The sequence below is a fragment of the Flavobacterium sp. KACC 22763 genome, from assembly GCF_028736155.1.
Lineage (GTDB): Bacteria > Bacteroidota > Bacteroidia > Flavobacteriales > Flavobacteriaceae > Flavobacterium.
The window spans coordinates 3,954,235-3,980,451 of sequence record NZ_CP117879.1 but is presented as its reverse complement, the minus strand read 5'-3'; the positions used below and the strand labels follow the sequence as shown (position 1 = coordinate 3,980,451).

Annotated in this window: 23 protein-coding genes; 6 read left to right on the top strand and 17 right to left on the bottom strand. The window is 33.5% G+C overall.

Annotation, left to right across the window (positions count from 1 at the left end; translation table 11 throughout):
• Positions 1-236: 236 nt before the first annotated feature.
• The 7 genes from hppD to PQ463_RS16690 all read right to left on the bottom strand — a co-directional run bounded on the left by hppD (position 237) and on the right by PQ463_RS16690 (position 8,821).
• Complete coding sequence (hppD, locus tag PQ463_RS16720; RefSeq protein WP_274254641.1) at positions 237-1,397, bottom strand: 4-hydroxyphenylpyruvate dioxygenase; 1,161 nt, start codon at positions 1,395-1,397, stop codon at positions 237-239.
• A gap of 79 nt (positions 1,398-1,476) precedes the next feature.
• A complete protein-coding gene (locus PQ463_RS16715) occupies positions 1,477-1,836 on the bottom strand; it encodes a four helix bundle protein (protein WP_274254640.1) in 360 nt (119 codons plus the stop codon).
• A gap of 141 nt (positions 1,837-1,977) precedes the next feature.
• Positions 1,978-3,135, bottom strand: coding sequence for a homogentisate 1,2-dioxygenase (locus tag PQ463_RS16710; RefSeq protein WP_274254639.1), 1,158 nt, complete (start codon positions 3,133-3,135; stop codon positions 1,978-1,980).
• 318 nt (positions 3,136-3,453) lie between these two features.
• The gene (locus PQ463_RS16705) at positions 3,454-5,646 is read right to left on the bottom strand and encodes a patatin-like phospholipase family protein (RefSeq protein WP_274254638.1); all 2,193 of its coding nucleotides are present in this window, start codon (positions 5,644-5,646) and stop codon (positions 3,454-3,456) included.
• 230 nt (positions 5,647-5,876) lie between these two features.
• Positions 5,877-6,386, bottom strand: coding sequence for an XAC2610-related protein (locus tag PQ463_RS16700; protein WP_274254636.1), 510 nt, complete (start codon positions 6,384-6,386; stop codon positions 5,877-5,879).
• Between the two features lie 2 nt (positions 6,387-6,388).
• On the bottom strand, positions 6,389-8,185 hold the full coding sequence (uvrC, locus tag PQ463_RS16695) for an excinuclease ABC subunit UvrC (RefSeq protein WP_274254635.1): 1,797 nt from the start codon (positions 8,183-8,185) through the stop codon (positions 6,389-6,391).
• A 108-nt stretch (positions 8,186-8,293) separates the two neighbouring features.
• Positions 8,294-8,821, bottom strand: a complete 528-nt coding sequence (locus PQ463_RS16690; protein WP_274254633.1) for a hypothetical protein — start codon at positions 8,819-8,821, stop codon at positions 8,294-8,296.
• Between the two features lie 105 nt (positions 8,822-8,926).
• On the opposite strand from PQ463_RS16690, the gene PQ463_RS16685 reads away from it, so the two are divergent.
• From PQ463_RS16685 to PQ463_RS16675, 3 genes are all read left to right on the top strand, one after another.
• Positions 8,927-9,904: a succinylglutamate desuccinylase/aspartoacylase family protein gene (locus PQ463_RS16685; RefSeq protein WP_111377522.1), complete on the top strand. Its 978-nt coding sequence runs from the start codon at positions 8,927-8,929 to the stop codon at positions 9,902-9,904.
• Positions 9,891-10,460 (top strand): 5-formyltetrahydrofolate cyclo-ligase, encoded by a 570-nt coding sequence (locus PQ463_RS16680; RefSeq protein ID WP_274254632.1) that lies wholly within the window; start codon positions 9,891-9,893, stop codon positions 10,458-10,460. Before PQ463_RS16685 ends, PQ463_RS16680 begins: the two co-directional genes overlap by 14 nt.
• A 465-nt stretch (positions 10,461-10,925) precedes the next feature.
• Complete coding sequence (locus tag PQ463_RS16675) at positions 10,926-12,479, top strand: vWA domain-containing protein (RefSeq protein ID WP_337992870.1); 1,554 nt, start codon at positions 10,926-10,928, stop codon at positions 12,477-12,479.
• 78 nt (positions 12,480-12,557) lie between these two features.
• On the opposite strand, the gene PQ463_RS16670 is transcribed toward PQ463_RS16675, so the two are convergent.
• From PQ463_RS16670 to PQ463_RS16630, 9 genes are all read right to left on the bottom strand, one after another.
• The gene (locus PQ463_RS16670; RefSeq protein WP_274254631.1) at positions 12,558-13,175 is read right to left on the bottom strand and encodes a hypothetical protein; all 618 of its coding nucleotides are present in this window, start codon (positions 13,173-13,175) and stop codon (positions 12,558-12,560) included.
• 48 nt (positions 13,176-13,223) lie between these two features.
• Positions 13,224-13,970, bottom strand: a complete 747-nt coding sequence (locus PQ463_RS16665; RefSeq protein ID WP_274254630.1) for a tetratricopeptide repeat protein — start codon at positions 13,968-13,970, stop codon at positions 13,224-13,226.
• Between the two features lie 57 nt (positions 13,971-14,027).
• Positions 14,028-15,773 (bottom strand): BatD family protein, encoded by a 1,746-nt coding sequence (locus PQ463_RS16660; protein ID WP_274254628.1) that lies wholly within the window; start codon positions 15,771-15,773, stop codon positions 14,028-14,030.
• 89 nt (positions 15,774-15,862) lie between these two features.
• Positions 15,863-16,624, bottom strand: a complete 762-nt coding sequence (locus PQ463_RS16655; protein WP_274254627.1) for a tetratricopeptide repeat protein — start codon at positions 16,622-16,624, stop codon at positions 15,863-15,865.
• A 153-nt stretch (positions 16,625-16,777) separates the two neighbouring features.
• The gene (locus PQ463_RS16650; protein ID WP_274254626.1) at positions 16,778-17,812 is read right to left on the bottom strand and encodes a vWA domain-containing protein; all 1,035 of its coding nucleotides are present in this window, start codon (positions 17,810-17,812) and stop codon (positions 16,778-16,780) included.
• 143 nt (positions 17,813-17,955) lie between these two features.
• Positions 17,956-18,957 carry a vWA domain-containing protein gene (locus tag PQ463_RS16645; protein WP_274254625.1) on the bottom strand — a complete coding sequence of 334 codons (1,002 nt, stop codon included), beginning with the start codon at positions 18,955-18,957 and terminating at the stop codon, positions 17,956-17,958.
• Positions 18,957-20,594 (bottom strand): hypothetical protein, encoded by a 1,638-nt coding sequence (locus PQ463_RS16640; protein WP_274254623.1) that lies wholly within the window; start codon positions 20,592-20,594, stop codon positions 18,957-18,959. The genes PQ463_RS16645 and PQ463_RS16640 overlap by 1 nt, the downstream gene beginning before the upstream one ends.
• 63 nt (positions 20,595-20,657) lie before the next feature.
• Positions 20,658-21,521, bottom strand: a complete 864-nt coding sequence (locus PQ463_RS16635; RefSeq protein ID WP_111425208.1) for a DUF58 domain-containing protein — start codon at positions 21,519-21,521, stop codon at positions 20,658-20,660.
• Between the two features lie 139 nt (positions 21,522-21,660).
• Positions 21,661-22,665, bottom strand: a complete 1,005-nt coding sequence (locus PQ463_RS16630) for an AAA family ATPase (RefSeq protein ID WP_008465328.1) — start codon at positions 22,663-22,665, stop codon at positions 21,661-21,663.
• A 212-nt stretch (positions 22,666-22,877) separates the two neighbouring features.
• Here PQ463_RS16630 and PQ463_RS16625 point away from each other — a divergent pair, with 212 nt between their 5' ends.
• The gene (locus tag PQ463_RS16625; RefSeq protein ID WP_111425206.1) at positions 22,878-23,753 is read left to right on the top strand and encodes an aldo/keto reductase; all 876 of its coding nucleotides are present in this window, start codon (positions 22,878-22,880) and stop codon (positions 23,751-23,753) included.
• A gap of 18 nt (positions 23,754-23,771) precedes the next feature.
• Entirely contained in the window at positions 23,772-24,278 is a 507-nt protein-coding gene (locus PQ463_RS16620) for a GNAT family N-acetyltransferase (protein WP_274254621.1), read from the top strand.
• A 109-nt stretch (positions 24,279-24,387) separates the two neighbouring features.
• Here the strand turns inward: PQ463_RS16620 and PQ463_RS16615 are convergent, their stop codons facing one another.
• Entirely contained in the window at positions 24,388-25,197 is an 810-nt protein-coding gene (locus PQ463_RS16615; protein WP_274254620.1) for a DUF4382 domain-containing protein, read from the bottom strand.
• A gap of 185 nt (positions 25,198-25,382) precedes the next feature.
• Here PQ463_RS16615 and PQ463_RS16610 point away from each other — a divergent pair, with 185 nt between their 5' ends.
• A complete protein-coding gene (locus tag PQ463_RS16610) occupies positions 25,383-26,138 on the top strand; it encodes an SDR family NAD(P)-dependent oxidoreductase (RefSeq protein WP_274254619.1) in 756 nt (251 codons plus the stop codon).
• Positions 26,139-26,217 lie beyond the last annotated feature (79 nt).

Genomic DNA, 26,217 nt, shown 5'->3' with positions numbered 1-26,217 from the left:
AAACAAAAAAACTCAGTCAAAGATGACTGAGTTTTTATGCTATTAACTAACCAAAAAACTATAAATTATGAAATTTATATCAATTCGGAAGGAAACCACCCCTTCCTGATTTGCGAGTGCAAAGATAGATAGAAAGTTCAAAAATCAAATAGCGAAAGTCAAGTTTAACATAACATTTGCAAAAAAATCATCGTTTTTTGGAGAATTATGCGGTTTTCTATATGAAAATTAACAATTTACAGCGTTCCTCTCAATTCTTGCTCTCTTTCGATAGACTCAAAAAGGGCTTTAAAGTTACCTGCACCAAACCCTTTTGCACCCATTCTTTGAATAATTTCGAAGAAAAGCGTCGGTCTGTCTTGAACTGGCTTTGTAAAAATCTGTAATAAGTAGCCATCTTCATCGGCATCAACCATGATAGCTAGTTTTTCGATTTCATTCAAATCTTCTTTCATCATATCCATGTGAACTCCTAATCTTTCAGGAATTGCTTCATAATATGTATGCGGAGGAGCCGATAAAAATTCAACACCGCGAGCTCTTAATTGTGATACTGTTTTAATAATATCATCTGTAGCGATAGCGATATGCTGAATTCCAGGTCCGCCGTAGAAGTCTAAATATTCTTCAATTTGAGATTTTTTCTTTCCTTCTGCTGGTTCGTTGATTGGGAATTTAATTCTTCCGTTTCCGTTTGACATTACTTTACTCATCAAAGCAGAATACTCTGTGGTAATTTGTTTGTCATCAAAAGATAGAAAATTCACAAATCCCATAACTTCTTCGTAGAATTTTACCCAAGTGTTCATTTCGTTCCAACCCACATTTCCAACCATGTGATCAATGTATTTTAATCCTGTTGGTTCTGGATTGTAGTCCGATTTCCATTCTCTATAACCTGGTAAGAAAACGCCATTATAGTTTTTTCTTTCTACAAAAATGTGAACTGTTTCTCCGTAAGTATAAATTCCAGAACGAACTACTTGACCAAATTCATCTTCTTCAACGGTTGGTTCCATAAAAGAACGCGCTCCACGTTTCATAGTTTCTTCGTAAGATTTTGTAGCATCTTCAACCCAAAGAGCTGCAACTTTTACTCCGTCTCCATGTTTTTTCAAATGTTCGTTGATTGGAGAATCTGCTGTTAAAGGAGTCGTTAAAACAATTCTGATTTTGTCTTGTTTCAAAACATAAGACGCTCTGTCTCTTACTCCAGTTTCCAATCCGGCGTAAGCCAATGATTGATATCCAAATGCAGATTTATAGTAGTGTGCCGCTTGTTTTGCATTACCTACATAAAATTCTACATAATCTGTTCCTAATAATGGAAGGAAATCTTGTGCTCCTTCAAATATTTTTTCTAATCCGTATTCTACTGATTTTACTTCTTTACTCATAATTAGATAATTTGATAATGAGAAAATGAGATAATTCTTGAAATGCGTTAATTTTCTAATTGACACATTTTCTAATTTTCTAATTCCTCCTTGATGTTGATATTATTTTATTTAAAATTTTTAAAATTTCTGAAAGATCATTTAATAAACGTTTGCAATTTGGATATTCTCTATGAGCATCACATAAAAACAGCCAATACTCTGTTTCGTCTGCTTCCTTGATTGCAATTTTTAGTTTATGAATAAAATCAGCTTTGCTTTCTGCATTTTGTGACTCTTTAGAATTTGCTCCAATAGATGTTCCGCTTTTTAATAACTGATTTGCAATTACGAATTTCTTTTGATCTTGAAGTTCTGTTGTGTAATCAATTATGTTTAGTGCGAAATTGAAAGTTTTAATTAAAAGAGCGTTGTCTTTGTATTTTTCGTTAAAAGTCATTTTGGGCAATTAGATAATTAGTCAATGTGTTAATGAGATAATTTTTATTTTGTAAGTTTAAAATTACAATAATTATTTGAATTATTTAATTTATGCGCTTTGCAAAGTATTATCTAATTGACAAATTGCCACATTTTCTAATTATTCAGTCCAAGATTTGTAGTACTGACCGTCATCAAGTCCCATCGCTTCTTCAGTAACCATTAACGGACGGAAAGTATCCACCATAACGGCTAATTCCTGAGTTTCTTTGTGACCGATACTGCGTTCCATTGCTCCCGGCGCTGGTCCGTGTGGAATTCCTTTTGGGTGTAAAGTGATATGACCTTGCTCGATATTATTACGGCTCATAAAATCACCATCTACATAATACAGAACTTCGTCAGAATCTATATTGCTGTGATTGTATGGTGCTGGAATAGCTTTTGGATGATAATCGTAAAGTCTTGGGCAGAATGAACAAACTACAAAAGTAGCTGTTTCAAAAGTTTGGTGTACTGGTGGCGGTTGGTGAACACGTCCAGTTATAGGTTCGAAATTGTGAATTGAAAATCCGTAAGGGAAATTGTAGCCGTCCCAGCCTACAACATCAAACGGATGTGTGGCATAAACCACTTCGTGCATCATGCCTTCTTTTTTGATTTTAATTAAAAAATCGCCTTTTTCGTCATGTGTTTCCAATTCGTTTGGCAGAATAAAATCACGCTCGCAAAATGGAGAATGCTCTAAATGCTGCCCAGATTGGTTTTTATAACGTTTAGGAGTATAAAAAGGAGAGTATGATTCTACATAAAATAGTCGGTTATCTTCGGTTTCGAAATCGATCTGATAAATAATGCCGCGTGGAATAATCAAATAATCGCCATATTCAAACGGAATATTTCCTAACATGGTTCTTAATTTTCCTTTTCCTCTATGGATGAAAAGCATTTCATCGGCGTCGGCATTTTTATAGAAATAATTTCGAAGCGATTCTTTCGGCGCAGCCAAACCAATAATACAGTCTTTATTGATTAACATTGCTTTTCGGCTGTCTAGAAAATCATTTTCAGGTTTTAATTCGAAACCTTTAAAAAGAAGTGATTTTATATTTTTTCCGATTGCAATTTTTGGTTCAACCGAATAAGAGTTTAAAATTTCTTTAACCTGTGTTGGTCTATGTACATGGTATGATAGCGACGAATGTCCGTGAAAACCTTCGGTTCCGAACAATTGTTCGTAGTAAAAACCTCCATTTGGTTTTTCAAATTGGGTGTGTCGCTTTTGAGGAAAATCCCCAAGTTTATGATATAGTGGCATGGCTTTTTCAATTAGATAATTAGTAAATTAGATAATTCGAAAATTTGAATTGCAGAGATAATAATCAGTTCAATTTTTGCAATTGACTGATTATTTCAATTCGATAGAGCCATTACTCAGGATTTCTCTTAATGAGGAATTGAAGATACTCTAATAAACCTGTCCAATTTGTTTTCATTATAACAAATGTCGTAATTTTTTCGGAGTAAAAATAAAAATTATATTATTTATAACTATAAAATAACTTAGTTTTTTTGATATAATTTTTATGATGTAAAAAAATAGGCAGAATTTATTGAAGTATTCTCGATTATAGTACTAAAATTGAAACCCAATGCTAAACCACGTAAAGCTTTTTGACATTTCTGGAGACCAAGATTGTTTTACTTCGATAGGACCAATGATGGTTTCTAAGCCATAGCCAACTGCATATCCTGTATATTTTGGCATAGAAATCCAATCGACAGAAGAGAAAATATCATCTCCCAAATTGGCAAAATTTGCTGATACATTGATGTGGTTTTTTTTGAAGATTTCGTAATCAATATTAATATCAGTTTTAATATAACTGTTGCCAGCAATGCTTAGAAAGTCGTATCCGTAGAAATAATTAAAATTGTTTATTTTGTTGTAGCCATACCCTCCAAATATAAAATCAAAAAACGGAACGCTATCGCTGCCAATATTAAATCCCGCATCGGTTCCAAATTTTATAGTTGCTTTTCTAAATAGTGGCCTTACAATTGATATTTCGGCTTTCGCAATTGAGAAAGGTTTAAATTGTTTCGTATAATCTGATGATGCCATATAGGTTTGCAAATCTGTAGAAAAATATAATCCAGAATTTGGGTAGTATTTTTCGTCTAGCGAATCGTATTTTAAATAAGCAAAGGCACTAAAATAATTGCTTTTCTCAATTATGTTATCTTCATTGGCGAGTGTAGGCGAATTGATTTTTAAATATTTGTATTCTAATCCGCCACCCATTAAAAATTTCTGTACAAAAATAGTCTGGAAATAGGCCTGATTGGTTATATCCATGAAGTCAACATTAATAAGGTTAACATTTGGATTCTCTTTGAGAACGCCACTCAAACTAGTAGTTACATTTCGATTAAATTGATTCAATCTCGAGCGGAAACCAAAACTGATGTTAAAACCATTTTCAACATAATAGTTAAAATCATATCTGAAATTATCTCCCAAAATGATATCGAGAGAAGTAACATCGTTTTTTAAGAAAGTCTTTTTATGAGTTAGGTTTAATAAAACCGCACTTTTGTAGAGACCATCATAATGAAGTCCAAGTTTTAGATAAGTCTGAGTTGGGTTTTCTCTTAAAACTAAGTCCAAGTCGTCTTTATCGCCATCTGGTTGAAGGCAATATGAAATTGTACTAAAGTTTTGTGTTGCGTTTAAGTTGTTTATTCCAGCTTTAAGGCCATCATAAGTTATAGTGCTTCCTGGTTTAAAACGAAGTTTACCTCGAATATATTCTTTGGTGTAATTTTCTAATTTGTCAGTATTTATATCTTGAATATGAAGAGTATCTGAAGCCAGTTTTAGTTTTGGTTTTTTGTAGAAATTATTTTCATCTGTCAAGGTTTTGAGTTTTTCATAAACGGCAAAAGATGCTTCTTCGCCTTTTCTGATGATTTCTTCTCCTCGATCAAATGAAATAACACCAAAGTCACGAATATCTGGTTTGATATAAACATCGGTATCTTTTCTTTTGTTTTTCATTTTTTCGATAGATTGCAGATTGGTAATCTGAACCAAAATTCTCGTGGCATTTTTTAGGTTTTTTCTTTTTAGCAAGTCGTCTTGAACGTCAACCCCAATAATAATATCAGCACCAAGATTGCGAACTTCCTGTATTGGGTAATTATTTACCACGCCACCATCAACCAATAAATTTCCATCAATTTCTACAGGAGTAAATAGGGAAGGAAAAGCCGCACTTGCCATCATGGCTTGAACGAGATTTCCTTTGTTTAATAAAACTTCTTCGCCCGTTTCGATATTAGTTCCGATGCATAAAAATGGAGTTGGCAGTTTGTTGAAATCACGAATATGACGCACATTTCTAGTTAAACTGCTTAACAAATTATAATTGTACATTCCTTTTGAAAGAGCTTCTGGAATGCCAATTCTGAAATTACTAAAAGGTAAAACAATCGCATATAATTCGTCATTCTTTTTGCCGTAGAAGTTTTTGGATGAACGCGGAATATAATCGTTTATTAATTCGTCAAAATTGGTTTGTTTGAAAATAGAATCGATTTGCGAGGCATTATAACCAGAAGCATAAAGTCCGCCAATTACAGATCCCATACTGGTCCCGCCGATATAATCAATTTTGATTCCAGCTTCTTCCAATACTTTTAAAACTCCGATATGTGCAAAACCTTTGGCACCTCCACCGCTTAAAACCAATCCGATTTTGGGTCTTTTAACACTGTCTTTTTTTATTTCCTGCGAAAATGCTTCCTGCGAAAATAAAAATGCCATTATGAAAATGAGTGTTGACACGCCCCAGATGGAAATGGAAAACTGCGAGAGGCAAAAGGTTATTTTTTCCTGCCAAAAAAGAGCGACCCAAGAAGCTCCTTTTTTGGGATTGGAAAAAAATCCTTTTGACCGAGTATTTGAAATGGACAGCTGGTTTAGGCGCATAAACTATTAGCTAATTGTTTTTGTAAAAGTCGGCAATTTTTTGACTTTAATATGTTGTATTACTCTTATTTACTTTTTAGAAGTGTTAACTTATTGTTTTTGTCAAATTTCCATCTGTCAGTGTGCCATCTTGCGGCGCCTCTGCAGGTAGATTCAAATGTTTTATCTTTCTTATTTATTTCTACATCACAAAATTCACTGCATTCAGGACTAGAGTCTGATGGTATCTGTGCTTCTTTAAACAAGCCATTTGTCGGATTGTAAATAAAGATTTGGTAAACCCTATAAACTCCCATTCCATCATCTGTATGGTAAACGGAAAAATCTTTGTAACCATCAAAATTATAATCTTCTATTATGATATTTGTTTCTTTACCTGTAATCGAACCTGAAATTTCGATGTTAAGTATAACTTGCGACTTATTGTTTTTAGAAGTGTGCACTTCTAATTTTTCAGAATCTTTTGGTAGATTTATTTTTATTTTTGTTTGATCTTTTTGATAAAACTCAATATTCTTTTGACTGAAACAATTTGCAGAAACTAAAATAAGGATGTACAATATTGCTGTTTTCATTCTTAAGATTGATTATTGTGATAAAATTCGACAATTTTTTTGGCTTTAGAAACACCTACAACGGCTGAAATTTCTTTTTCTGTAGCCAATTTCAATCTTTTAACACTTTTGAAATGTTGTATTAATGCTGTCATGGTTTTTTCGCCAATTCCAGGAATGCTTTCAACCGAAGAATTAAGTGCCGATTTACTTCGTTTATCTCTATGAAATGTGATTCCGAATCTGTGTGCTTCGTTTCGTAAATGCTGAATTACTTTTAAGGTTTCTGATTTTTTGTCGAGATATAACGGAATCGAATCGCCAGGATAGAACAGTTCTTCCAAACGTTTTGCAATTCCGATAATAGCCACTTTTCCGCGTAAGCCTAAATCATCAATACTTTTTAATGCTGCCGAAAGCTGTCCTTTTCCACCATCAATAATAATCAATTGCGGAAGCGGTTCATTTTCGTCCAATAATCTTTTGTAACGGCGATATACGATTTCGGTCATCGAAGCAAAGTCGTTTGGACCTTCAACAGTTTTGACATTAAAATGGCGATAATCTTTTTTGCTTGGTTTCCCATCTTTGAAAACGACACAAGCCGCAACAGGATTTGTCCCTTGAATGTTCGAGTTATCAAAACATTCTATATGTCTTGGTTCAGACGGAAGACGTAAATCTTTTTGCATCTGTGCCATAATTCTATTCACATGACGATCGGGATCTACAATCTGCAATTGTTTTAATTGTTCGATTCGATAGAATTTCGCATTTCGAATCGATAAATCCAGAATCTGTTTTTTGTCTCCAAGCTGGGGAACAGTGATTTTGATATTTTCGCCCAAATCCATTTCAAAAGGAACAATAATTTCTTTTGATAATAATTGAAAACGCTCACGAAGTTCTACAATAGCTAATTCTAATAATTCTTCATCACTTTCGTCCAATTTTTTCTTCATTTCTAAAGTATGCGAACGAATAATTGAACCATGAGAAATCTGTAGAAAATTGACATACGCGGCACTTTCGTCAGAAATAATCGAGAAAACGTCAATATTGGTAATTTTCGGATTGATGATTGTCGATTTTGATTGATAGTTTTCTAAAACCTCAATTTTCTCTTTTATTTTCTGCGCTTCTTCAAATTGTAGATTCTGAGCATAGTTGTTCATCAATTTCTTAAAATCCTTTAAACTTTCTTTGAAGTTTCCTTTCAGGATTTCGCGAATAGCATTGACTTGTTTTTGGTATTCTTCCAGGGGTTCCAAACCTTCACAAGGTCCTTTGCAGTTGCCAATGTGATATTCAAGACAAACTTTAAATTTTCCTGAATTAATATTCGATTCGCTCAAATCGTAATTGCAAGTTCGAAGCGGATATAATTCTTTAATTAAATCTAAAATAGTATGTACTGTTTTGAAACTGGTGTATGGACCAAAATATTCAGAGCCATCTTTTACCATGTTTCGAGTTGAAAATATTCTCGAAAAAGGTTCTTTTTTAATACAAATCCAAGGGTACGTTTTGTCATCGCGAAGCAAAACGTTGTATCTCGGCTGAAGTGTTTTAATTAAATTGTTTTCTAATAAAAGCGCATCGGTTTCGGTTGGAACTACGATGTGTTTTATCGTCACGATTTTTTTTACCAGAACGTTAGTTTTGGCAGTATCGTGAATTTTATTGAAATAGGATGAAACCCTTTTTTTTAAATTTTTGGCTTTTCCGACATACAAGATTTTCCCGTCTTTATCATAATATTGATAAACGCCAGGATTATCGGGTAAGGTAATAATTTGAAGTTCAAGAGGACTCTGCATAATTACAAAATTAAACTATTGAGCTTAAAGTTTAAAATTCTTTTGAGTTTCTTCTTCAAAAAAAAAGAGCCCTTTATATTGTAAAAGGGCTCTTCTGTAAAACATATTTTATTTGATCGAAAAATATTCTGTTTGCAGTAAATGTGTTCTTTCGTCAAAAGTAAAATCTACATATTTAGCATCATCTTTTTTAATGTCGACTTTTAATCGGCTTCTTCCAATTTCTTTTTTATCAGCATTGAAAGCTTTTAAAATTAGATCGCCTTTAAAGTCATTTTTAGCTATTAAATAAATAGTTACTTTTTTTTCTTTGTCTTCGCTAGAAGCATAAATTTTTTCGGCTTTGCAATCTTCAAAATTTGTTTTAAAAGAGGCTTCAGCAATTACATCAGATTGATTTATGCTTTCATTCATTCCAGAATTTATTCCTTTTATCACATCTCCAATACCTTTGGAAGCGCTTTTTGCCGCTGCTTTCCCTTCATCTTGAAGCGCTTTTCCAGCACCTTCAATTAATTTAGATTTTACAGCAATTGCTTCATTTCCATCTTCTTCCGCTTCTTTCATTTTTTCTTCCTTGCTCATGCATGAAACCATTAGCATCAGTGCGCTAAGTAATATTAAAGTCTTTTTCATTCTTTTGGTAAATAGGTTATTGTTTTGTTTATATAGGAATTTGTGTATTAAATCCAAAAGTATGAATTTAAAATATAATTTCTATATTTAGATTTTATAATTCACATGAAAAATAATGCTCCATTGGTTATTTTCGGCGAATCGATTTTGCCGGGAGAACACAGAACCATAAACGTCGAAATTGCCCGACTGCATACTACAACTAAGTTGAATATTCCTGTTATTGTTCGTCGTTCAAAACACGAAGGGCCGACTGTTTTATTTTCTGCTGGAATTCATGGTGACGAAATTAACGGAGTTGAAATCGTTCGTCAGATTATCAGTAAAAAAATAAATAGACCTGCACGTGGCACAATAATTTGCATTCCAGTAATCAATATGTACGGTTTTGTGAACAAATCTAGAGAGTTTCCAGATGGTCGTGATTTAAACCGCGTTTTTCCAGGAAGTAAAAAAGGTTCGCTTGCTAGCCGATTTGCTTATCATATTGTCGAAGAGATTTTACCAATTTTAGATTACGCAGTCGATTTTCATGCAGGTGGCGCAAGCCGTTTTAATGCTCCACAAATTAGAATTACCGAGAATAATCCCGAACTGAAAGTTTTAGCCGATATTTTTAATGCGCCATTTACATTGTATTCTAAAAACATAAACGGTTCTTTTAGAAAAACTTCTGAAAGTGCCAATGTGAAAATGCTGCTTTTTGAAGGCGGAAAATCATTAGATATCAATAACGAAATTGCCAATCAAGGTGTTTTAGGGACAAAACGTTTGCTTCATTATTTAGGAATGCTGGATTCGAAACAAATTATGGAACCTGCATTAACACCTTCAATTTACATTAAACAATCAGTTTGGCTTCGTGCGAAATGTTCTGGACTGCTGCATGATTTTAATTTGGTTGGAAAGTTCGTAACCAAAGGCACAATCTTGGCCATAATTACAGATCCGTTTGGGAAATTTGAACAAAAAATCAAAGCACCACATGATGGTTATGTAATTAATGCCAACCATTCGCCGATTGTTTACGAAGGTGATGCTATTTATCATTTATCTAAAACTCCAGACAATGCCGACGAGTAAAAAAGAACTTCGCACAGAATATAAAAACTTTCGCAAAGCGCTTTCTTTTGATGAAATAGAAGAGAAAAGTCTGGAAATTGCCAATCAACTGATTCAAATGCCAATTTGGGATAAAACGTATTATCATGTTTTTCTTCCAATTGAAGAGCATAAAGAAGTAAATACTGAATTTATCCTGCATTTGCTTTCTGGAAAAGACAAAGAAATTCTGATTTCGAAAAGTGATTTTGAAACCAGAAAAATGACTCATTTTCTTTTAACAGACAATACCAAAATCAAAAAAAACGAATATAATATTCCAGAACCAGTTGACGGAATCGAAGTGCCTTCTTCTAAAGTGGAAGTGGTCTTTGTACCGCTTTTGGCTTTTGATATTCATGGAAATCGAATTGGTTACGGAAAAGGTTTCTACGATAAATTCCTTGTCGAATGCAAACCTGAAACCTTAAAAATTGGGCTTTCATTTTTTAAAGCCGTAAATCAGATTGATGATGTTTTCGAATCAGATATTAAATTAGATTATTGCGTTACGCCTGAGAGAATTTATCAGTTTTAATTTTACATTCCGGTATTCTGTAGAGACGCACTGCAGTGCGTCTAACACATAGAATATAAATTACTGCCACAGATTACAAGATTAGAAAGGATTAATCTTTTAAAATCATTTAATCTGTGGCAAAAAATAAATATTCATTCCAGTGCATCTGACACAATGTTTGTCGATATGCTTGACGTAGACGCACTGCAGTGCGTCTCTACAATTCTGTATGGACAAAAGATAGAATTGCATTTCACTTCTCACATTTCTCATTTTACAAAAAAACAAAAAAATATTTTCAGCTAAAAATCCCTTTAAAAATAAGGGTTTCTCATTTTATTTTCACGTAAGAAAAATATTTGTAAAAAATTTGGCACGATTTTGATACTCGAAAAATTGCAAATAATCGCCTCTAGTAAATCCGGAATGCTAGTCCTTATTTGAAGCCTATAACCTTTTATTAATTTTTTAAAAACTTACTTTATGAGAAATCTTAATTTCTTTATGATGGCATTCCTCGCACTTACTATTTTCGGCTGTAAGAAAGCTGATTACTCTGCCGCGGAGGCTGTAGATTCTACCGCAGTTGCGGTTGCGACGACCGATTTAATTGAAGAGGAAAATTATATTCCTGATGCAAATACAGAAAGCTATGCAGGATTAGAAGAAAATCCGTTTGAATCTCCACTAAAAGAACCACTATCCACTTTTTCTATCGATGTTGATAATGCATCGTATACCAATATTCGCCGATTTATAAACGAAGGACAGAAAGTTCCAAAAGACGCAGTTCGCGTGGAAGAAATGATAAACTTCTTTAAATACAAATATCCACAGCCTGATGGCGAGCATCCGTTTGCGATTAATACAGAATATAGTGATTGTCCTTGGAATAAAAACAGCCGACTGCTTAAGATTGGTTTGCAGGGAAAAAATATTCCAATGGCAAATTTGCCGGCTATTAATCTGGTTTTTTTAGTGGATGTTTCGGGTTCTATGGATGAACCAAACAAATTGCCATTGCTGAAAGAATCTATGAAGGTTTTAGTGAAAGAGCTAAGAAGCACTGACAAAGTTTCGATCGTAGTTTATGCGGGATCTGCAGGAGTAGTTTTGGAGCCAACTTCTGGAGATAATAAAGACGAAATTATGGATGCTTTTGACGATTTGCACGCAGGCGGAAGCACGGCAGGCGGAGAAGGAATCGAATTGGCGTATAAACTAGCACAGCAAAATTTTATTAAAGACGGCAACAATAGAGTAGTAATAGCTACAGATGGTGATTTTAATGTTGGCGCTTCTTCTGATGATGATATGCTGAAATTGATTGAACAAAAAAGAGAGTCTGGTGTTTTCTTAACTGTTTTAGGATTTGGAATGGGAAATTACAAAGACAGCAAAATGGAAATTTTGGCTGATAAAGGAAATGGAAATTATGCTTATATCGACAACATTCAAGAAGCGAATCGTTTTCTTGGAAAAGAATTTAAAGGATCAATGTTTGCTATCGCGAAAGATGTAAAAATTCAAATTGAGTTTAATCCAAATCATGTTCAAGCATATCGATTGATTGGTTATGAAAACCGAAAATTGAATGCAGAAGATTTTAAAAATGATAAAATTGATGCAGGAGAATTAGGTAGCGGACATTCGGTTACGGCTTTGTATGAGATTGTTCCAGTAGGTGTGGAAAGCGATTATGTTCCTTCAGATTTAAAATATACTAAAACGCAGAAAGTTGCTGAAAATCATAGTGATGAACTAGCAACAGTAAAATTTAGATATAAAAAACCTGATGGCAATAAAAGCATTGAAATCGTAAATGTTATAGCAGATAAGAAAACTGACTTAGAAAATAGCTCTCAAGATTTCAAATTTACAACTGCGGTTTCTTGGTTCGGACTAAAATTACGCGAATCAAAATATATTGCAAACAGCTCAAGTTCTGATATTAAAAGATTAGCAAAATCTGGTTTGTCAAATGACGAAGACGGTTACAGATCTGAGTTTGTACGATTGGTTGATGCGGTGAATTAATTATTAAATTCCAAATAATTTAAATTCCCAAATTCCAAAACAGTAATTGGAATTTGGGATTTTTTATTTGAATATAAATTATTGCAATTTAAAATATTGTAATTTTTGATTGCCACAGACCAATTCTGATATTCCGTCTTCATATTCTTCTCCAATATAAAAAGCGACCAAATTACCTGAAGTTTCATCAATATAATAACGCCAAACTTGTTTATTTGAGTAGACTATTAACAACGGATCGGAAGTTAAACTTTTTTTATCTGAAAAGATGATTTTTTCTGTTTTGGCTAAGTTCCATTTTTTTGCTTTATCATAAAGTTCATAAAACAATATTTGGTCAGGATCAATAGTAATCATTTTTCCAACGATAGTATCAGAAGGATCTCTCATTGCCCAAGAGTCAGGAATAAGCAGTTTCCAATTGCCAATAATTTCTTGTTTTTGTTCTGCTCTTACAATGACTTTTAAAGAATCAGTCTTTTTTCTCGATTTGGCTATAATTTCTTTGTCTGGACAAAAACCAGTTTGAGCTAAGGAGAAAAAACCATGGGCGCGGTAAAAATTCTTTTCTTTTAGAGCTTTTTGTCCTTCTTCAAAGAAATATTTTTGTCCTTTCTCCAGATTTAATTTTTCTTCTTGAGAATAGATTGAAGAAGATAAAGTTAAAAGTATAATTAAAAGTTGTTTTTTGATCATTTGAATGTGATTTTAAATTATTTCCAATTCGCATTCTAATAAAAAAAACTATTTCACCTCTTTAATAGTTGAAGAATCAATCCAGCCTTGAGTTCCGTCTGTTAGTTCGATTTTTTTCCAGCCAGCAACAGTTTCTAAGACATAAACTTTTGCTCCTTCATGCAATAAAATAATTCCATTCGAAGATTTTTGAGGTTCATGTCTCACTTGGCTTAATTCAGAAAAAACAATGGCAACACGATCGTTTTCAAAATGACTTTTTTCAGACATTCCAGCTGAAATGCTTAAGGCAAAAGCAACTAGAACAATAAACATTCCGACAAAATAAATTCTTTTTGCAATTGTAGCGCTCGAAAAATAATATCCAATAAAACTCAATAAAAACACAAAACCAAGTGTAACAGAGATTTTAGCCCACACATTATAGTCAAAAATTGAAGTAAAGTTCTGAATCAGTTTGGCAAAACCTACTTTAGGAACTTCTTTGATTTCGTCAATTGTCAGTTTTTTGGCAAACTTTAAATTGTTTAAAGTCTCCGGATCGTTTGGTTTAAGAACCAAAGCTTTTTCATAATTATAAATCGAAGGTGCAACCTGATTTAGTTTGTAATAACAGTTTCCAAGATTAAAATACACTTCGGCAGAATGTAATTTATCTTCTTTTATAATGTTCTCATAAACTTGCGCAGCTTCTTTATATTGCCCTTTTTGGTACAATGCATTAGCCGATTCAAAACGACCTTGCGCAAAGAAAACCTGCGAGATGAATAAAAAGAGATATAGTATGTTTTTCATCTTATTTTGTTTAAACCTAACAGGTTTTTAAAACCTGTCAGGTTTGTTTTATTACGTTTAAACAATCTGTTTTTCTAATTCAGAAATAATCATAACCGCTTTATCATAATCCTGCTGAATCGAAGCGCTCGATGCTGGTGCATAACGTGCAAACTCGCAGTTTTCAGTCAAAGCAATAAAATTCTGAACCGTTTCTGCATTGGCATTTCTAGACAATAACAATTCTCTAATATTGTCTTTGCTCATTTCTGAAGTTTCAATATGCAGTTTTGCTTTCAAGAAATTATGCATTGCTTTTTCTAATGCGATATAGAAAGGCTCTTTGTTGTTAAGATGTTTCTTCGCTTGCGATAAATATTTCTTAGCCAGCTTATTGTTCATTCTAATTCTATTTCCAGTAACATCACTATCCATAGCCTCTTTTTTCTTTCTAGCTAAAATGATGATCGGAATAATGATAAATGGAGCAAACAGTAATCCTAAATACAGATTTGAATCATAAAAATCTTTTTTCGTAATAGGAATTAATGCTGTTTTAGATTTAATATTTTTAAATTGATCCGCTTTGGCCACAACATTTTTAGTAGCCGTTCCCGTATTTGCTTCTGCAGGCGTTGGTCCATCTAAAACATCAATCATAATTTCTTTTGAAGTGATGGTTTTATATGTACCCGTGCTCAAATCAAAATATGAAAACTGCATTGGCTTGATGGCATATTTTCCTCTGTACTGTGGTACAATCGTATATTTATCTGTAATTCTTCCAGACATACCTGTCAAAGAAGTGGTTACGTTTTCATCATGAACAGGATCATACATTTCTAATGCATTTGGTACAACTGGTTTTGGAAGTGTGAATAGCTTCATGTTTCCAGTTCCTTGTGCACTCACGATTAGATCAAGACCTTCACCATTTTTAAGCGTTGTTTTTGATGGAGTAACAGTAAAATTGAATCTTCCGACAGCGCCAGTAAATCCTTCTGGTTTATTGGCTTCAGGAAGCGGTCGCACATTGATAGTTTTGGCGCCAGCAGAAACCACTTTATTGTCTTCTGTAATGATCATTTGACCAAACATATCACGACGATTTGTTGGCAATTGTACGCCAATATCTAAAGAAAGAGGTTCAATAGTAAGTCTTCCTGATTTCTGAGGATATAAAATGGTCTTTTTTAAGATTACGTAGTAAGCCTGCTGACCTTGATATGATCCTTGTTGTACAGAAAGTTGTTTTACATCAATATTCTGATTCCAGAAATCATTGTATTTAGGTTTTGCCAATTCTTTAAAACCAGTAACGCCAATGTTATTAAAATACAGTTTATAAACTACTGTAATAGGTTCGTTTAAGTATGGATTTGTTTTTGAGATTTCGGCAATGAGTTCCAATAATTCATTTCCAGATCCTTGAGGTCTGTCATTTGGATCTCTTTCTTGAGCAACTGCATTGGTTACTGTAACCTTTATCGGATTGGTTTTGTAAACCTGCCCATTGAATTCTATAGCTGCCTGTTTTATTGTTAAGGCACCTTTTCTCTCAGGCTGTAAGATATAAGAATAGATTTTTTGAAAAGAACTGCGTCCATTTATCCACGACTGGCTAATCTGTTGGCTTGGTCCCGCAACCATTTTAAATCCATCAAAAGAAGGTTGCTCGAAATTATCTCCGTCCACATTCATGATGAAGTCAATGCGGAGTCTTTCATTTATTCCAAGCGAGTTTTTGCTGACTCTGGCTTCAAATTGTACTTGAGCCATAAGTCCTTGAAAAGTGATTAGAAATAGAATTAAATATCTTTTCATTACTTGTTTTAGTCGTTGTTTGTTTAACTGTTTAATCGTCTAACCGTTTTGTGTACTAACAAATAAACGATTAAACGATTCAACTTATTTTACCAGTCTTTTTCTGTTTTCTTAGGACTACCTTTTACTTTTTGAGCGTTTACTTTGTCCTGAATTTTCTTTTCTTCATTATTAACAGCATCTAATAAATTCTGAACACGTTCTTTTGATATTCCTCCAGGCTGTGGTTTTGGCTGGCCTTGATTGTCTGATTTATCGTCTTTTTTAGGATCATTTTGGCCATCTTTTTTGTCTTTGTCTTGATCGCCTTTATCGTCTTTTTTATCCTTGTCCTTATCTTTATTTTTGTCCTTGTCTTTATCTTTGTTTTTATCCTTATCCTTGTCTTTGTCCTTATTTTTATCTTTCTGATCGTTTTTAGGAGGATTCTCTTTTAGCTTTTGTTTAGCGTAAGCATAGTTGTAGCGCGTTTCTTCATCTGTTGGATCGTTACGAAGTGCTTGCTTATAAGCTTCAACTGCTTGCGTATAATCTTTCTCTTTCATGAAAGTATTTCCAAGATTATGATAAGCCTTGTGTTTTTCAGGTCTCGTTTTGGCATTTTTTATCGCTTTCGCGTAAGCAAATTTAGCTTCCGAAATCTGATTTTGTCTATAAATGGTATTTCCTAAATTATAAGGCGCTGCTGATTTTTTAGGAAATTTTGATTCCGAAATTCTATAGTTTGCCTCAGCATCAGTAAATTTATTCTGCTTATATTCTTCATTCCCAACAGGCAATGATTTGTCTTTTTCTTGTGCAGCAACTGCAAAAGAAACGGTTAGTAAAATATAAAGAAGTAAATTTTTCATTCTAGTTTTATTTTTTTTCGCCACGAATTTGCTTCGCCTGTTCACTATCGTTCGGGTCACAAATTGGCACTAATTTTTTTATCATTATTTTTGAATTTCACAAATTAAATAATTGTCTTTCGTGTAAATTCGAGTAATTAGTGGCTGACTTTTTTATTTCTTTTCATTAAATAAATCCAACTCTTTGATCCAGTTTGTTTTTCTTTCTAATAAGAAAATATCTAGGAAAAGCAGTAAAAATGCAAATCCGATAAACCATTGAAACTGCGATTGAAATTCTGCCATTTGCGTAGCTTCAAATTCTGTTTTCTGAATATTGTTTAAAGCATTTTTTACATATTCTAAAACCTCTTTTGTGCTTCCGCCGTAAACATAACCACCTTTTGTTGCTTTTGCAATTGTTTTTAAACCTTCTTGATTTAATTTGGTGATTACTGTTTCTCCGTTTTGATCTTTCTGATAGCCTCTTACAACACCATTTTCTTTTAACGGAATTGTTCCTCCTCGTTCTGTTCCAACACCAATTGTGATAATTTTCATTCCTAGTTTATTGGCCTCTTCTGCCGCAGCAGTCGCACCTTCAGAATGGTCTTCACCATCAGAAATAAGAATTAATAATTTGCTGGTTTTACTTTTTTCATCAAAATAAGTCGAAGATAATTTAATCGCTTCATCTAAAGATGTTCCTTGAGAAGAAACCATTCCTGGACTCATGCTTTGCAGGAACATTTTGGCAACACTATAATCTGATGTGATTGGTAAAACAGGAAAAGCACTTCCTGCATAAGCTACGATTCCGATTCTATCACTTCCTAAATTGTTGATTATCTGCGAAACCAACTGTTTGCTTTTATCCAAACGGCTAGGAACAACGTCTTCTGCCAACATACTTTTAGAAACGTCGACTGCAAAAACAATATCGATACCTTCTCGTTTTACGGTTTCCATTTTGGTTCCAATCTTCGGATTTACCAAACCAATAATCAAACAGGTAAGAGCTAGAAGAATTACTACAATTTTTAAAACAGGTTTAAAAACCGATTTCTCCGGACTCAATCTTTTCACCATTTCCAAATCGCCAAATTCACGCTGTGTTCTCCTTTTCCAATACATGTTGAAAAGAAAAATACACACCACAATCGGGATGAGTAATAAGAGATATAAATATTTTTTTTCGTCTAATTCCATAAATATTTTTAAAATTCCAATCTCAAATGACTGTTGAGATAAATTCCAAATTCCAAACTTGTTTTAAACTCCAATTCTAAAAATTCCAAATTCCAATTTGTTATTTGGAATTTCATTTTTGGAATTTTTTAATTTTTTCAAAATTAAATGAAGCTTCTATAAACCGTATTTCTTAATCCAACTTCTAGTAACAGTAAAAAGCCTGCAAATAAAACAAAAAACCTGTATTTTTCGTCATAATCGTAGAATTTCAATTCTTGAATTTCTGTTGTTTCTAGTTTATTGATTGAGTTGTATATTTCTGCTAATTTATCATTGCTTGTTGCTCTAAAATAAGTCCCATCGGTTTTTCTGGCGATGTTTCTCATTAGTTTTTCATCGATTTCAACTTTCTGCATTTTGAATAAGAAACCGCCATTTGGAGCATATGCGTATGGAGATTCTGCCATTCCGTTTGTTCCAAGACCAATTGTGTAAACTTTAATTCCGTATTGTTTTGCAATATCAGATGCCGTTTCTGGCTCAATAAAACCAGCATTATTTACACCATCGGTAAGTAAAATGATAACACGGCTTTTTGCTTTACTGTCTTTCAAACGATTTACAGCAGTTGCCAATCCCATTCCGATTCCAGTTCCGTCTTGTAAAACATTATCATATTTAATGCCTTTTATAGCTTCAAGAATAATGGCTTTGTCACTTGTAACCGGAGTTTTGGTATAGGCTTCAGAAGCATACAAAACCAATCCGATTCTATCATTTGGTCTTTCTTCGACGAAATCTGCAGCAACTCTTTTTAAAGCTTCCATACGGTTTGGCTTTAAATCTTTTGCCAACATAGATCCAGAAACGTCAATTGCCATTACAATATCAATTCCTTTTGTTGTTTTAGTCTGGTTACTAATGTCTACTGTTCTTGGTCGAGCCAAAGCTATAATCAAAGAACATAAAGCAAGAATTCTAAAAACGTATAAAGCAGGTTTGAATTTTGTCCAAAACGATTCGCTATTTTGGAATCCCGCAGTCGAACTCATTTTTAAGGTAGCCGATTGCTGGTTGCGTTTCCAGAAAAACCAGATTATCGCAATCGGAATTAATAGAAACAACCAAAGAAATTCTGGATTTAAAAAAGTGATCTTGCTCATTAGTTGTTTGCTCTTTGAAGTTCAACAGAATTTAGTATTCGGGTCGTGATTTCATTGGCATATGTATCGCCTTCTTCGTGTAGAATCATGATTTGCTGTAAACCTTGATCTTGTTTGAATAATAACAATTCATAGTATGCTTTTGTACTCGTTTTGGTTGCCGGATTCAAAACAGTCATTGTTCCGTAACCTTTTATTCCCTGAATACCTTCGTTTGTTTGAAAATCTTCTTGTTTTACAATAATATTTTGTCCGCCTTGAGCTTCAATAATTTTTAGTGTCCCTTCAAGCGTTTTGTTTAAATCAATATCAGTTGGCTGTTTAAATTTTGATGTTGAAACGGTTACATAGAAATTGTCAATCATGCTTCCGTATGTAAAAAGCTGCATTTCTTTGATAAGTGCCATTGCTTCTTTTGGCAACACTTTTTGTGCGTCCATTCTTTTTAAAACCTTTGGAGTTTCAATAAGAACAGCTGGACTTCCGTAAGCGCTTTTTACCCATTCGCCTTCCAATAATTCTTTTGAAGGATGACCAAGTATATTGTCTTTTACGTAATTGAACCCTTTGGTAACCACAAAGAAAGTTGTTGTAGCAAACAATAAAAGTATGATAGCTGCAACTGCATAACCAATTCTTGCATTGCGCTGTTTTTTAAGCTGTGCCTGAATTTGTTTTTGTCTTTGCGCTTCGTTTAATAATTGATCTTCGATATCCTCAGGAACTTCAGTAGGAATAGCATTGTCAAGCGTCAAAATTACTTTCTGAATTTTGTTTCGGTCATCTGTAATTTCAAAATCAAGTGGTTTAGATTTTGCAAATTTTACTAAATCGGCCTGACGTAAAACGCGCTCCAGATTTTCAACCGTTTCTGGCGTAAGCGTCATTTTCTTTTGTGTTGATGCTATTCTAATTGCTTGAATTAACTCGGAAGTTGTACTTTCCATTGCTGGAATATGAATCGCTTCTTCGATATAATTTCTAGCGATATCAGTTAATTCACTATAGTATTCTTTAATTTCACCTTTTTGAACCAGTTCTTTTTGCTCTAGATTATTTAGTAAACTAGTCGCTTTTTCGATAGGTGTTTTATAAACTTCTTCTTCGATTTTTTTCAGCTGACGCTTTTTAACATACCAATAAACAAAAGCTCCGATTCCGATAATAGCTAAAGCAATTAAAACATAAATCCACAAATTGCCGATTCCTTCGTCAACAGTGGAAATATCTTTAATGTCGTACATTTTTTGCTGTAAAGTGTCCACTTTTACATTGGCAACTTCAACTTTAATCGAATCGCTGTAAAAAGGCTTTTTATCTATTAAAATCTTAACACTTGGAATTGTATAACGGCCAGAATCAAACTGCGTTAAACCATATTTTTTTATAAGTTCGTAATTAGTAGCATCTTTCTTAACCGTATCAATTGGATACGATTGAATAACTTCTAACGGACCAATGTTTTTAAGTTTCGGAAATTCAACTTTTGCTGTTGAAGTTACAACTGTTTTCAAGGTCAGTTTGAACTCGGCACCAATTTTATTTTTGGTAGTATCAATACTTGTTTCCACTTGTTTCTGCTGAGCAAAAATCATAGTAGAAAAAAGCAATAAAAATATATAAAGTTTAAATTTCATTTGATTAACGATTGTTGATTTTAGATTAACGATTTTTGATGGTTAATCAAAACTGCCAAATTTTTATCGTGATTTAAAATAGCCTAATAGTTTAGTAACGTAATTTTCGTCTACTCTGGTATTTACAATTCCTGCTCCAGATTTACGGAAGGTATCTTTAAAGTAATTTAATTTCTCCTGATAGTGCTTCTCATAATTCATTCGAACTGCTTTAGAGCTAGTGTCAACCAATTGTATTTTTCCTGTTTCAGAATCCAGCATAGAGACCATTCCTAAATTTGGAATTTTTTCTTCGCGCATATCATAAACACGAACTCCAGTAATATCATGTTTTTTAGAAGCAATTTTTAAAGTATGCTCGTAAGAATCAGACATAAAATCGGAGATCATAAAAACGATGGCTTTCTTTTTTTGAGTTCCAGATAAAAACTTCAAAGCTTGAGCGATATCTGTTTTGTAGCTTTTTGGTTCAAATTCAATCAATTCACGAATAATTCTAAGTACGTGAGAACGCCCTTTTTTTGGCGGAATATATAATTCTACTGTATCAGAAAATAAGATTAAACCAATTTTGTCATTATTCTGTGTAGCCGAAAAAGCCATCGTTGCCGCAATTTCGGTTACGATGTCTTTCTTGAATTGATTTTTTGAACCAAAAGATTCCGAACCCGAAATATCAACCATTAAAACCATGGTTAATTCGCGTTCTTCTTCAAATACCTTAACGTGAGCTTCGTTGTAGCGTGCGGTTACATTCCAATCGATGTTACGAATATCATCTCCGTATTGGTATTGACGCACCTCGCTAAACGTCATTCCTCGTCCTTTAAATGAAGAGTGGTATTCTCCCGAAAAGATATGATTACTCAGTCTTTTCGTCTTGATTTCTATTTTCCGTACTTTTTTTAAAAGCTCTTTTGTATCCATTTTTTTTAGTGTTCAGTGATCAGTTAGAAAGTGATCAGTCAAGTCCAAATTCCAACAGGTCTTTCTGTCTTTATTAGTGTTCAGTTAAAAGTATTAGTAGGGAACTGAATACTAAAAATCTGAACACTGAGCACTTTTTTTAAGGTACTTCAATCTCGTTAACGATTTTGTTGATAATGTCTACAGAAGTAATGTTTTCTGCTTCTGCTTCGTAAGTGATTCCAACTCTGTGACGTAAAACATCGTGGACAACTGCACGAACGTCTTCAGGAATTACATAGCCACGACGTTTGATGAAAGCATAGCATTTTGCAGCATTAGCCAAGTTGATACTTCCACGAGGAGAAGCTCCAAAACTGATAAGCGGTTTTAAATCGGCTAATTTGTATTTTTCTGGGTAACGCGTAGCGAAAATAATATCTAAGATGTATTTCTCGATTTTTTCATCCATATAAACTTCACGAACAGCTTCTTGCGCACGTAAAATCTGATCTACAGAAACTACAGGATTTACTTTTTCGAAAGATCCTTTTAAGTTTTGACGAATTACGAAGCGCTCTTCATCAATTTTTGGATAATCGATAACAGTTTTAAGCATAAAACGGTCAACTTGCGCTTCAGGAAGTGCATAAGTACCTTCTTGCTCAACTGGGTTTTGTGTTGCTAATACTAAAAACGGACGATCTAATTTGAAAGTTGAGTCACCAATTGTAACTTGTTTCTCCTGCATCGCCTCCAAAAGTGCTGACTGAACTTTTGCAGGAGCACGGTTAATCTCATCGGCAAGTACGAAATTGGCGAAAATCGGTCCTTTTTTAATTGAAAACTCGTTTGCTTTAATGTTGTAAATCATGGTTCCGATAACATCGGCTGGCAATAAATCTGGTGTAAACTGGATACGGCTGAAAGAACCTTGAACCGCTTGAGAAAGCGTATTGATGGCTAAAGTTTTTGCCAGACCAGGAACTCCCTCCAATAAAATATGCCCTTGTCCAAGTAATCCGATCAATAGACGCTCGACCATATGTTTCTGACCCACAATAACTTTGTTCATTTCCATTGTAAGAAGGTCTATAAAAGCACTTTCTCTTTCAATTTTTTCATTTATCGCTCTAATGTCTAAAGTCGTTGTATTTTCTTCCATATAAATATTTTTAAAACCTTGATTTTTACGCCTAATTTTTGAGAGTGCAAATTGAATATTTTTTGATAAGTAAGATGTTAAAGAATGGTTAAAACTTCGACCAATGACTTAATTTTAAGGACTAATTGTGAATCTATTTTTATATTTTTAAGAACTTTGATGATTATGTTTTATAAAAGCATAATTATTACCAAAAATAACGCATAATTATTATGAGCAAAACAGTCTTATCGCCTATAATTTCGGGCACTATGAATTGGGGAGTTTGGGATAAAAACCTTACAACCAAAGAAATGGAAAACATGATACAGGTAAGTATCGAAAACAAAATTACGACTTTTGATCACGCGGATATTTACGGTTCGTATACGACCGAAGCCGATTTTGGAAAAGCCTTTCACGCAAGTAAAATTGATCGTGAAAAATTACAACTAATTACCAAGTGCGGAATTCAGATGATTGCTGAAAAACGCCCTGAAAACAAAATCAAACATTATGATTATTCTAAAGACTATATTATTAAGTCTGTAGAAACTTCTTTGAAGAATTTAAAAACAGATTATGTAGATGTTTTTTTACTTCACAGACCAAGTCCTTTAATGCAGGCTGACGAAATCGCAGAAGCAGTTGAAAAGTTAAAAGGTGAAGGGAAAATTATCGATTTTGGTCTTTCAAACTTTACAAGTTCTCAAACCGAATTAATCCGCAGTAAAACAGAAGTAAGCTATAATCAGGTACAGTTTTCGGCAACGCATTATGAAGCAATGACAGATGGAAGTTTAGATTATATGCAGACGCATGGAATTCGTCCGTTGTCTTGGAATCCGCTTGGAACTGTTTTTAGAGAAGACACCAAAAAAACACGTCGTCTGAAAAAACTGTTCTCTGAGTTGGTAGAAAAATACCATTTAGGTTCTGACACTTTATTATTGGCTTGGATTTTAAAACACCCAGCAAAAATAATTCCGATTGCAGGAACAGTGAACATTGCCAGAATTCAATCTTTAATGAAAGCCGTAGAATTGGAAATGGATAACCAAGACTGGTTTGCTATCTGGACAGAAAGTATGGGCGACGATGTGCCTTAATTTATACTATTCTGAAAAATGATATACCTAGAAAATTTTGAAAAAAAAGATTATTCAGAATTGATCGATTCTGTCAAAAATGCCAAAGATTTAATGCAATTTGGCGGACCAGAATTTGCTTTTCCTTTAACAGAAGAGCAGATCGATAAAACGCTTTCTGATAAAAATAGAATTGCTTTTAGAGTTGCAAATATTTCTAATGGTAATACTATTGGACATTGTGAGATTTATTTTTACGATGGTTTTGCAAAATTAGGTCGAATCTTGATTATGGATCAAAACCAAAGAGGAAAAGGAATTGGCGAGCAGATGGTGACTTTATTGCTGCAATATATTTTTGAAAACAGAAAAGAAAGAAATATTGAGTTGAATGTTTTTGATTTTAATATCGGAGCTCAAAAGTGTTATGAAAAAGTTGGGTTTACTTTAAATCCCGATAAAAAATATTTAAGGGAGGTAGATGGAGAAACTTGGACGGCGCTCAATATGGTATTGAATTTAGAGGAATGGAAAAATAAGAATTAAAATATTTTACAGATTTAGAAGTAATTTTTTAATTCCTTAAAAGAATAAACATAAAAAAAACAGCTATTCTACTTTTTAGAATAGCTGTTTTTTATGTTTTAAGGAGTCTTTATTTTAAAACGAGAGTGTTCATGTTTGTGATTTGCCCGTTTACGACCACCACATTAGGAACAATTAAAGCAGGCAATTGTGAACTTACATCAGGTGTAATGGTTACAGAATAAGTTCCCGCCGGAATACCATTTAGCTGAAACACTCCTAGTTCATCTGTATAAGCTGAAACAGTTGTGTCTCCTATTTGAACTGATACTAAAGATTGGAAAGTAAAAGGTGTTACAATTCCTTTGATTATTCCAGATGTTGCATTTGTAGAAACTCTAATTACAGGATGTAAATTGAAGTTGCCAGAATTACCAGCTTCTACAACTACAGAATGCTCTACATCAAAATCTAATAAAAAGTCATAAGTTGCACCAGCTGTCAATGTTTGGTTAACTTTTAATTTTAAACCCGATTGTTGGGCGCTTGGTGTTTTTAAAGGATAAGTTGTACCGTCTTTAACAACAGTATTGTGTTCTCCAAGAATTAATCGAATTTGACCTAAATATCCAGATGGCACTTCGTTATCTGCCAAAAGCACATTTACGCCACCAGTTAAATCCAATAAATTATATACTCCAGGTTTAATATTTCCTATACTAACCCATCCATCTTCGCCAGTTTCAGAATTGCTTTTAATTTTAACGTCTAAAACTTCAACGTTTACCTGATCGTAATCACCCGGTGCATCTGTCATTCGTACACTTACTTTTGAAGTTTGTGAACCATCATTACTATCACTACTGCTACAGCTTGCTAGAAATAGAGTAGATAATGACGCCAAGAGAAAAATTCTAAATTTGAGGTTTACAGCTTTCATAAGTTTCTTTGTTTTTAAATTAGTAAATTTATAACGCAGAACGAACTTCATTTAGTGTTTTTATGCCGTAATTTTGTGTTGAATTAATTAAACCTTAAGGAAGAGGTAGGTTGATTAAACACGATTTTAATCCTAAAAAAATGATGCATTATTTTAATCTGTATCAAAAAAATAAATAGTTTAAAATGAAAAAGACAGTTTTAATTACTGGAGCAACAAGCGGAATTGGAAAAGCGACTGCTCAGATTTTAGCAAAAAACAATTATAAAGTGGTTCTCTGCGGAAGACGTACAGACCGCTTAGAAGAACTTCAAAAAGAACTTTCAGCTTTTACTGAAGTGCATTCTTTAGCATTTGATGTTCGAAACAAAGAAGAAGTTTTAGAAAAAATAGGTTCTCTGCCAAACGATTTTTCTACAATCGATGTTTTAATTAATAACGCTGGAAATGCTCACGGTTTAGATCCAATTCAAAATGGAAATTTGGACGATTGGGATGCCATGATTGATATTAATGTGAAAGGACTTTTATATGTGTCAAAAGCAATAATTCCGCAAATGGTCGAAAGACAATTGGGGCATATTATTAATATAGGTTCAACAGCGGCAAAAGAAGTTTACCCGAACGGAAATGTATACTGCGGTTCTAAGCACGCCGTTGATGCCATTACAGCAGGAATGCGAATTGACTTGAATCCGTTTGGAATTAGAGTTGGCGGTATTCATCCAGGAATGGTAGCAACAGAATTTAGCGAAGTCCGTTTTAAAGGAGATGTTGAAAGAGCGGCAAATGTTTATAAAGGATTTGATCCGCTGCAGGCAGAAGATATTGCGGATATTATTCACTTCGTGGTTTCAAGACCTTATCATGTAAATATTGCCGATTTGGTTGTTATGAGTACGGCACAGGCGTCTTCGACTATTGTAAAGAAAAATATTTAAATAAAATCGAATGTATAGACGCACAGTAGTGCGTCTTTTTTTTAATTTTAAGTTTTAATAAATTAAATTAGTGCGAATT

Coding starts and splice junctions, on each gene's coding strand:
- PQ463_RS16665 (WP_274254630.1), bottom strand. CDS start 13,970: ATGAAAAACATACTATATCTCTTTTTATTCATCTCGCAGGTTTTCTTT.
- PQ463_RS16620 (WP_274254621.1), top strand. CDS start 23,772: ATGATATACCTAGAAAATTTTGAAAAAAAAGATTATTCAGAATTGATC.
- uvrC (WP_274254635.1), bottom strand. CDS start 8,185: ATGCAGAGTCCTCTTGAACTTCAAATTATTACCTTACCCGATAATCCT.
- PQ463_RS16685 (WP_111377522.1), top strand. CDS start 8,927: ATGAAAAATAATGCTCCATTGGTTATTTTCGGCGAATCGATTTTGCCG.
- PQ463_RS16705 (WP_274254638.1), bottom strand. CDS start 5,646: ATGGCATTTTTATTTTCGCAGGAAGCATTTTCGCAGGAAATAAAAAAA.
- PQ463_RS16680 (WP_274254632.1), top strand. CDS start 9,891: ATGCCGACGAGTAAAAAAGAACTTCGCACAGAATATAAAAACTTTCGC.
- PQ463_RS16715 (WP_274254640.1), bottom strand. CDS start 1,836: ATGACTTTTAACGAAAAATACAAAGACAACGCTCTTTTAATTAAAACT.
- hppD (WP_274254641.1), bottom strand. CDS start 1,397: ATGAGTAAAGAAGTAAAATCAGTAGAATACGGATTAGAAAAAATATTT.
- PQ463_RS16650 (WP_274254626.1), bottom strand. CDS start 17,812: ATGGAATTAGACGAAAAAAAATATTTATATCTCTTATTACTCATCCCG.
- PQ463_RS16710 (WP_274254639.1), bottom strand. CDS start 3,135: ATGCCACTATATCATAAACTTGGGGATTTTCCTCAAAAGCGACACACC.
- PQ463_RS16625 (WP_111425206.1), top strand. CDS start 22,878: ATGAGCAAAACAGTCTTATCGCCTATAATTTCGGGCACTATGAATTGG.
- PQ463_RS16635 (WP_111425208.1), bottom strand. CDS start 21,521: ATGGATACAAAAGAGCTTTTAAAAAAAGTACGGAAAATAGAAATCAAG.
- PQ463_RS16700 (WP_274254636.1), bottom strand. CDS start 6,386: ATGAAAACAGCAATATTGTACATCCTTATTTTAGTTTCTGCAAATTGT.
- PQ463_RS16630 (WP_008465328.1), bottom strand. CDS start 22,665: ATGGAAGAAAATACAACGACTTTAGACATTAGAGCGATAAATGAAAAA.
- PQ463_RS16645 (WP_274254625.1), bottom strand. CDS start 18,957: ATGAGCAAGATCACTTTTTTAAATCCAGAATTTCTTTGGTTGTTTCTA.
- PQ463_RS16615 (WP_274254620.1), bottom strand. CDS start 25,197: ATGAAAGCTGTAAACCTCAAATTTAGAATTTTTCTCTTGGCGTCATTA.
- PQ463_RS16640 (WP_274254623.1), bottom strand. CDS start 20,594: ATGAAATTTAAACTTTATATATTTTTATTGCTTTTTTCTACTATGATT.
- PQ463_RS16660 (WP_274254628.1), bottom strand. CDS start 15,773: ATGAAAAGATATTTAATTCTATTTCTAATCACTTTTCAAGGACTTATG.
- PQ463_RS16610 (WP_274254619.1), top strand. CDS start 25,383: ATGAAAAAGACAGTTTTAATTACTGGAGCAACAAGCGGAATTGGAAAA.
- PQ463_RS16655 (WP_274254627.1), bottom strand. CDS start 16,624: ATGAAAAATTTACTTCTTTATATTTTACTAACCGTTTCTTTTGCAGTT.
- PQ463_RS16675 (WP_337992870.1), top strand. CDS start 10,926: ATGAGAAATCTTAATTTCTTTATGATGGCATTCCTCGCACTTACTATT.
- PQ463_RS16670 (WP_274254631.1), bottom strand. CDS start 13,175: ATGATCAAAAAACAACTTTTAATTATACTTTTAACTTTATCTTCTTCA.
- PQ463_RS16690 (WP_274254633.1), bottom strand. CDS start 8,821: ATGAAAAAGACTTTAATATTACTTAGCGCACTGATGCTAATGGTTTCA.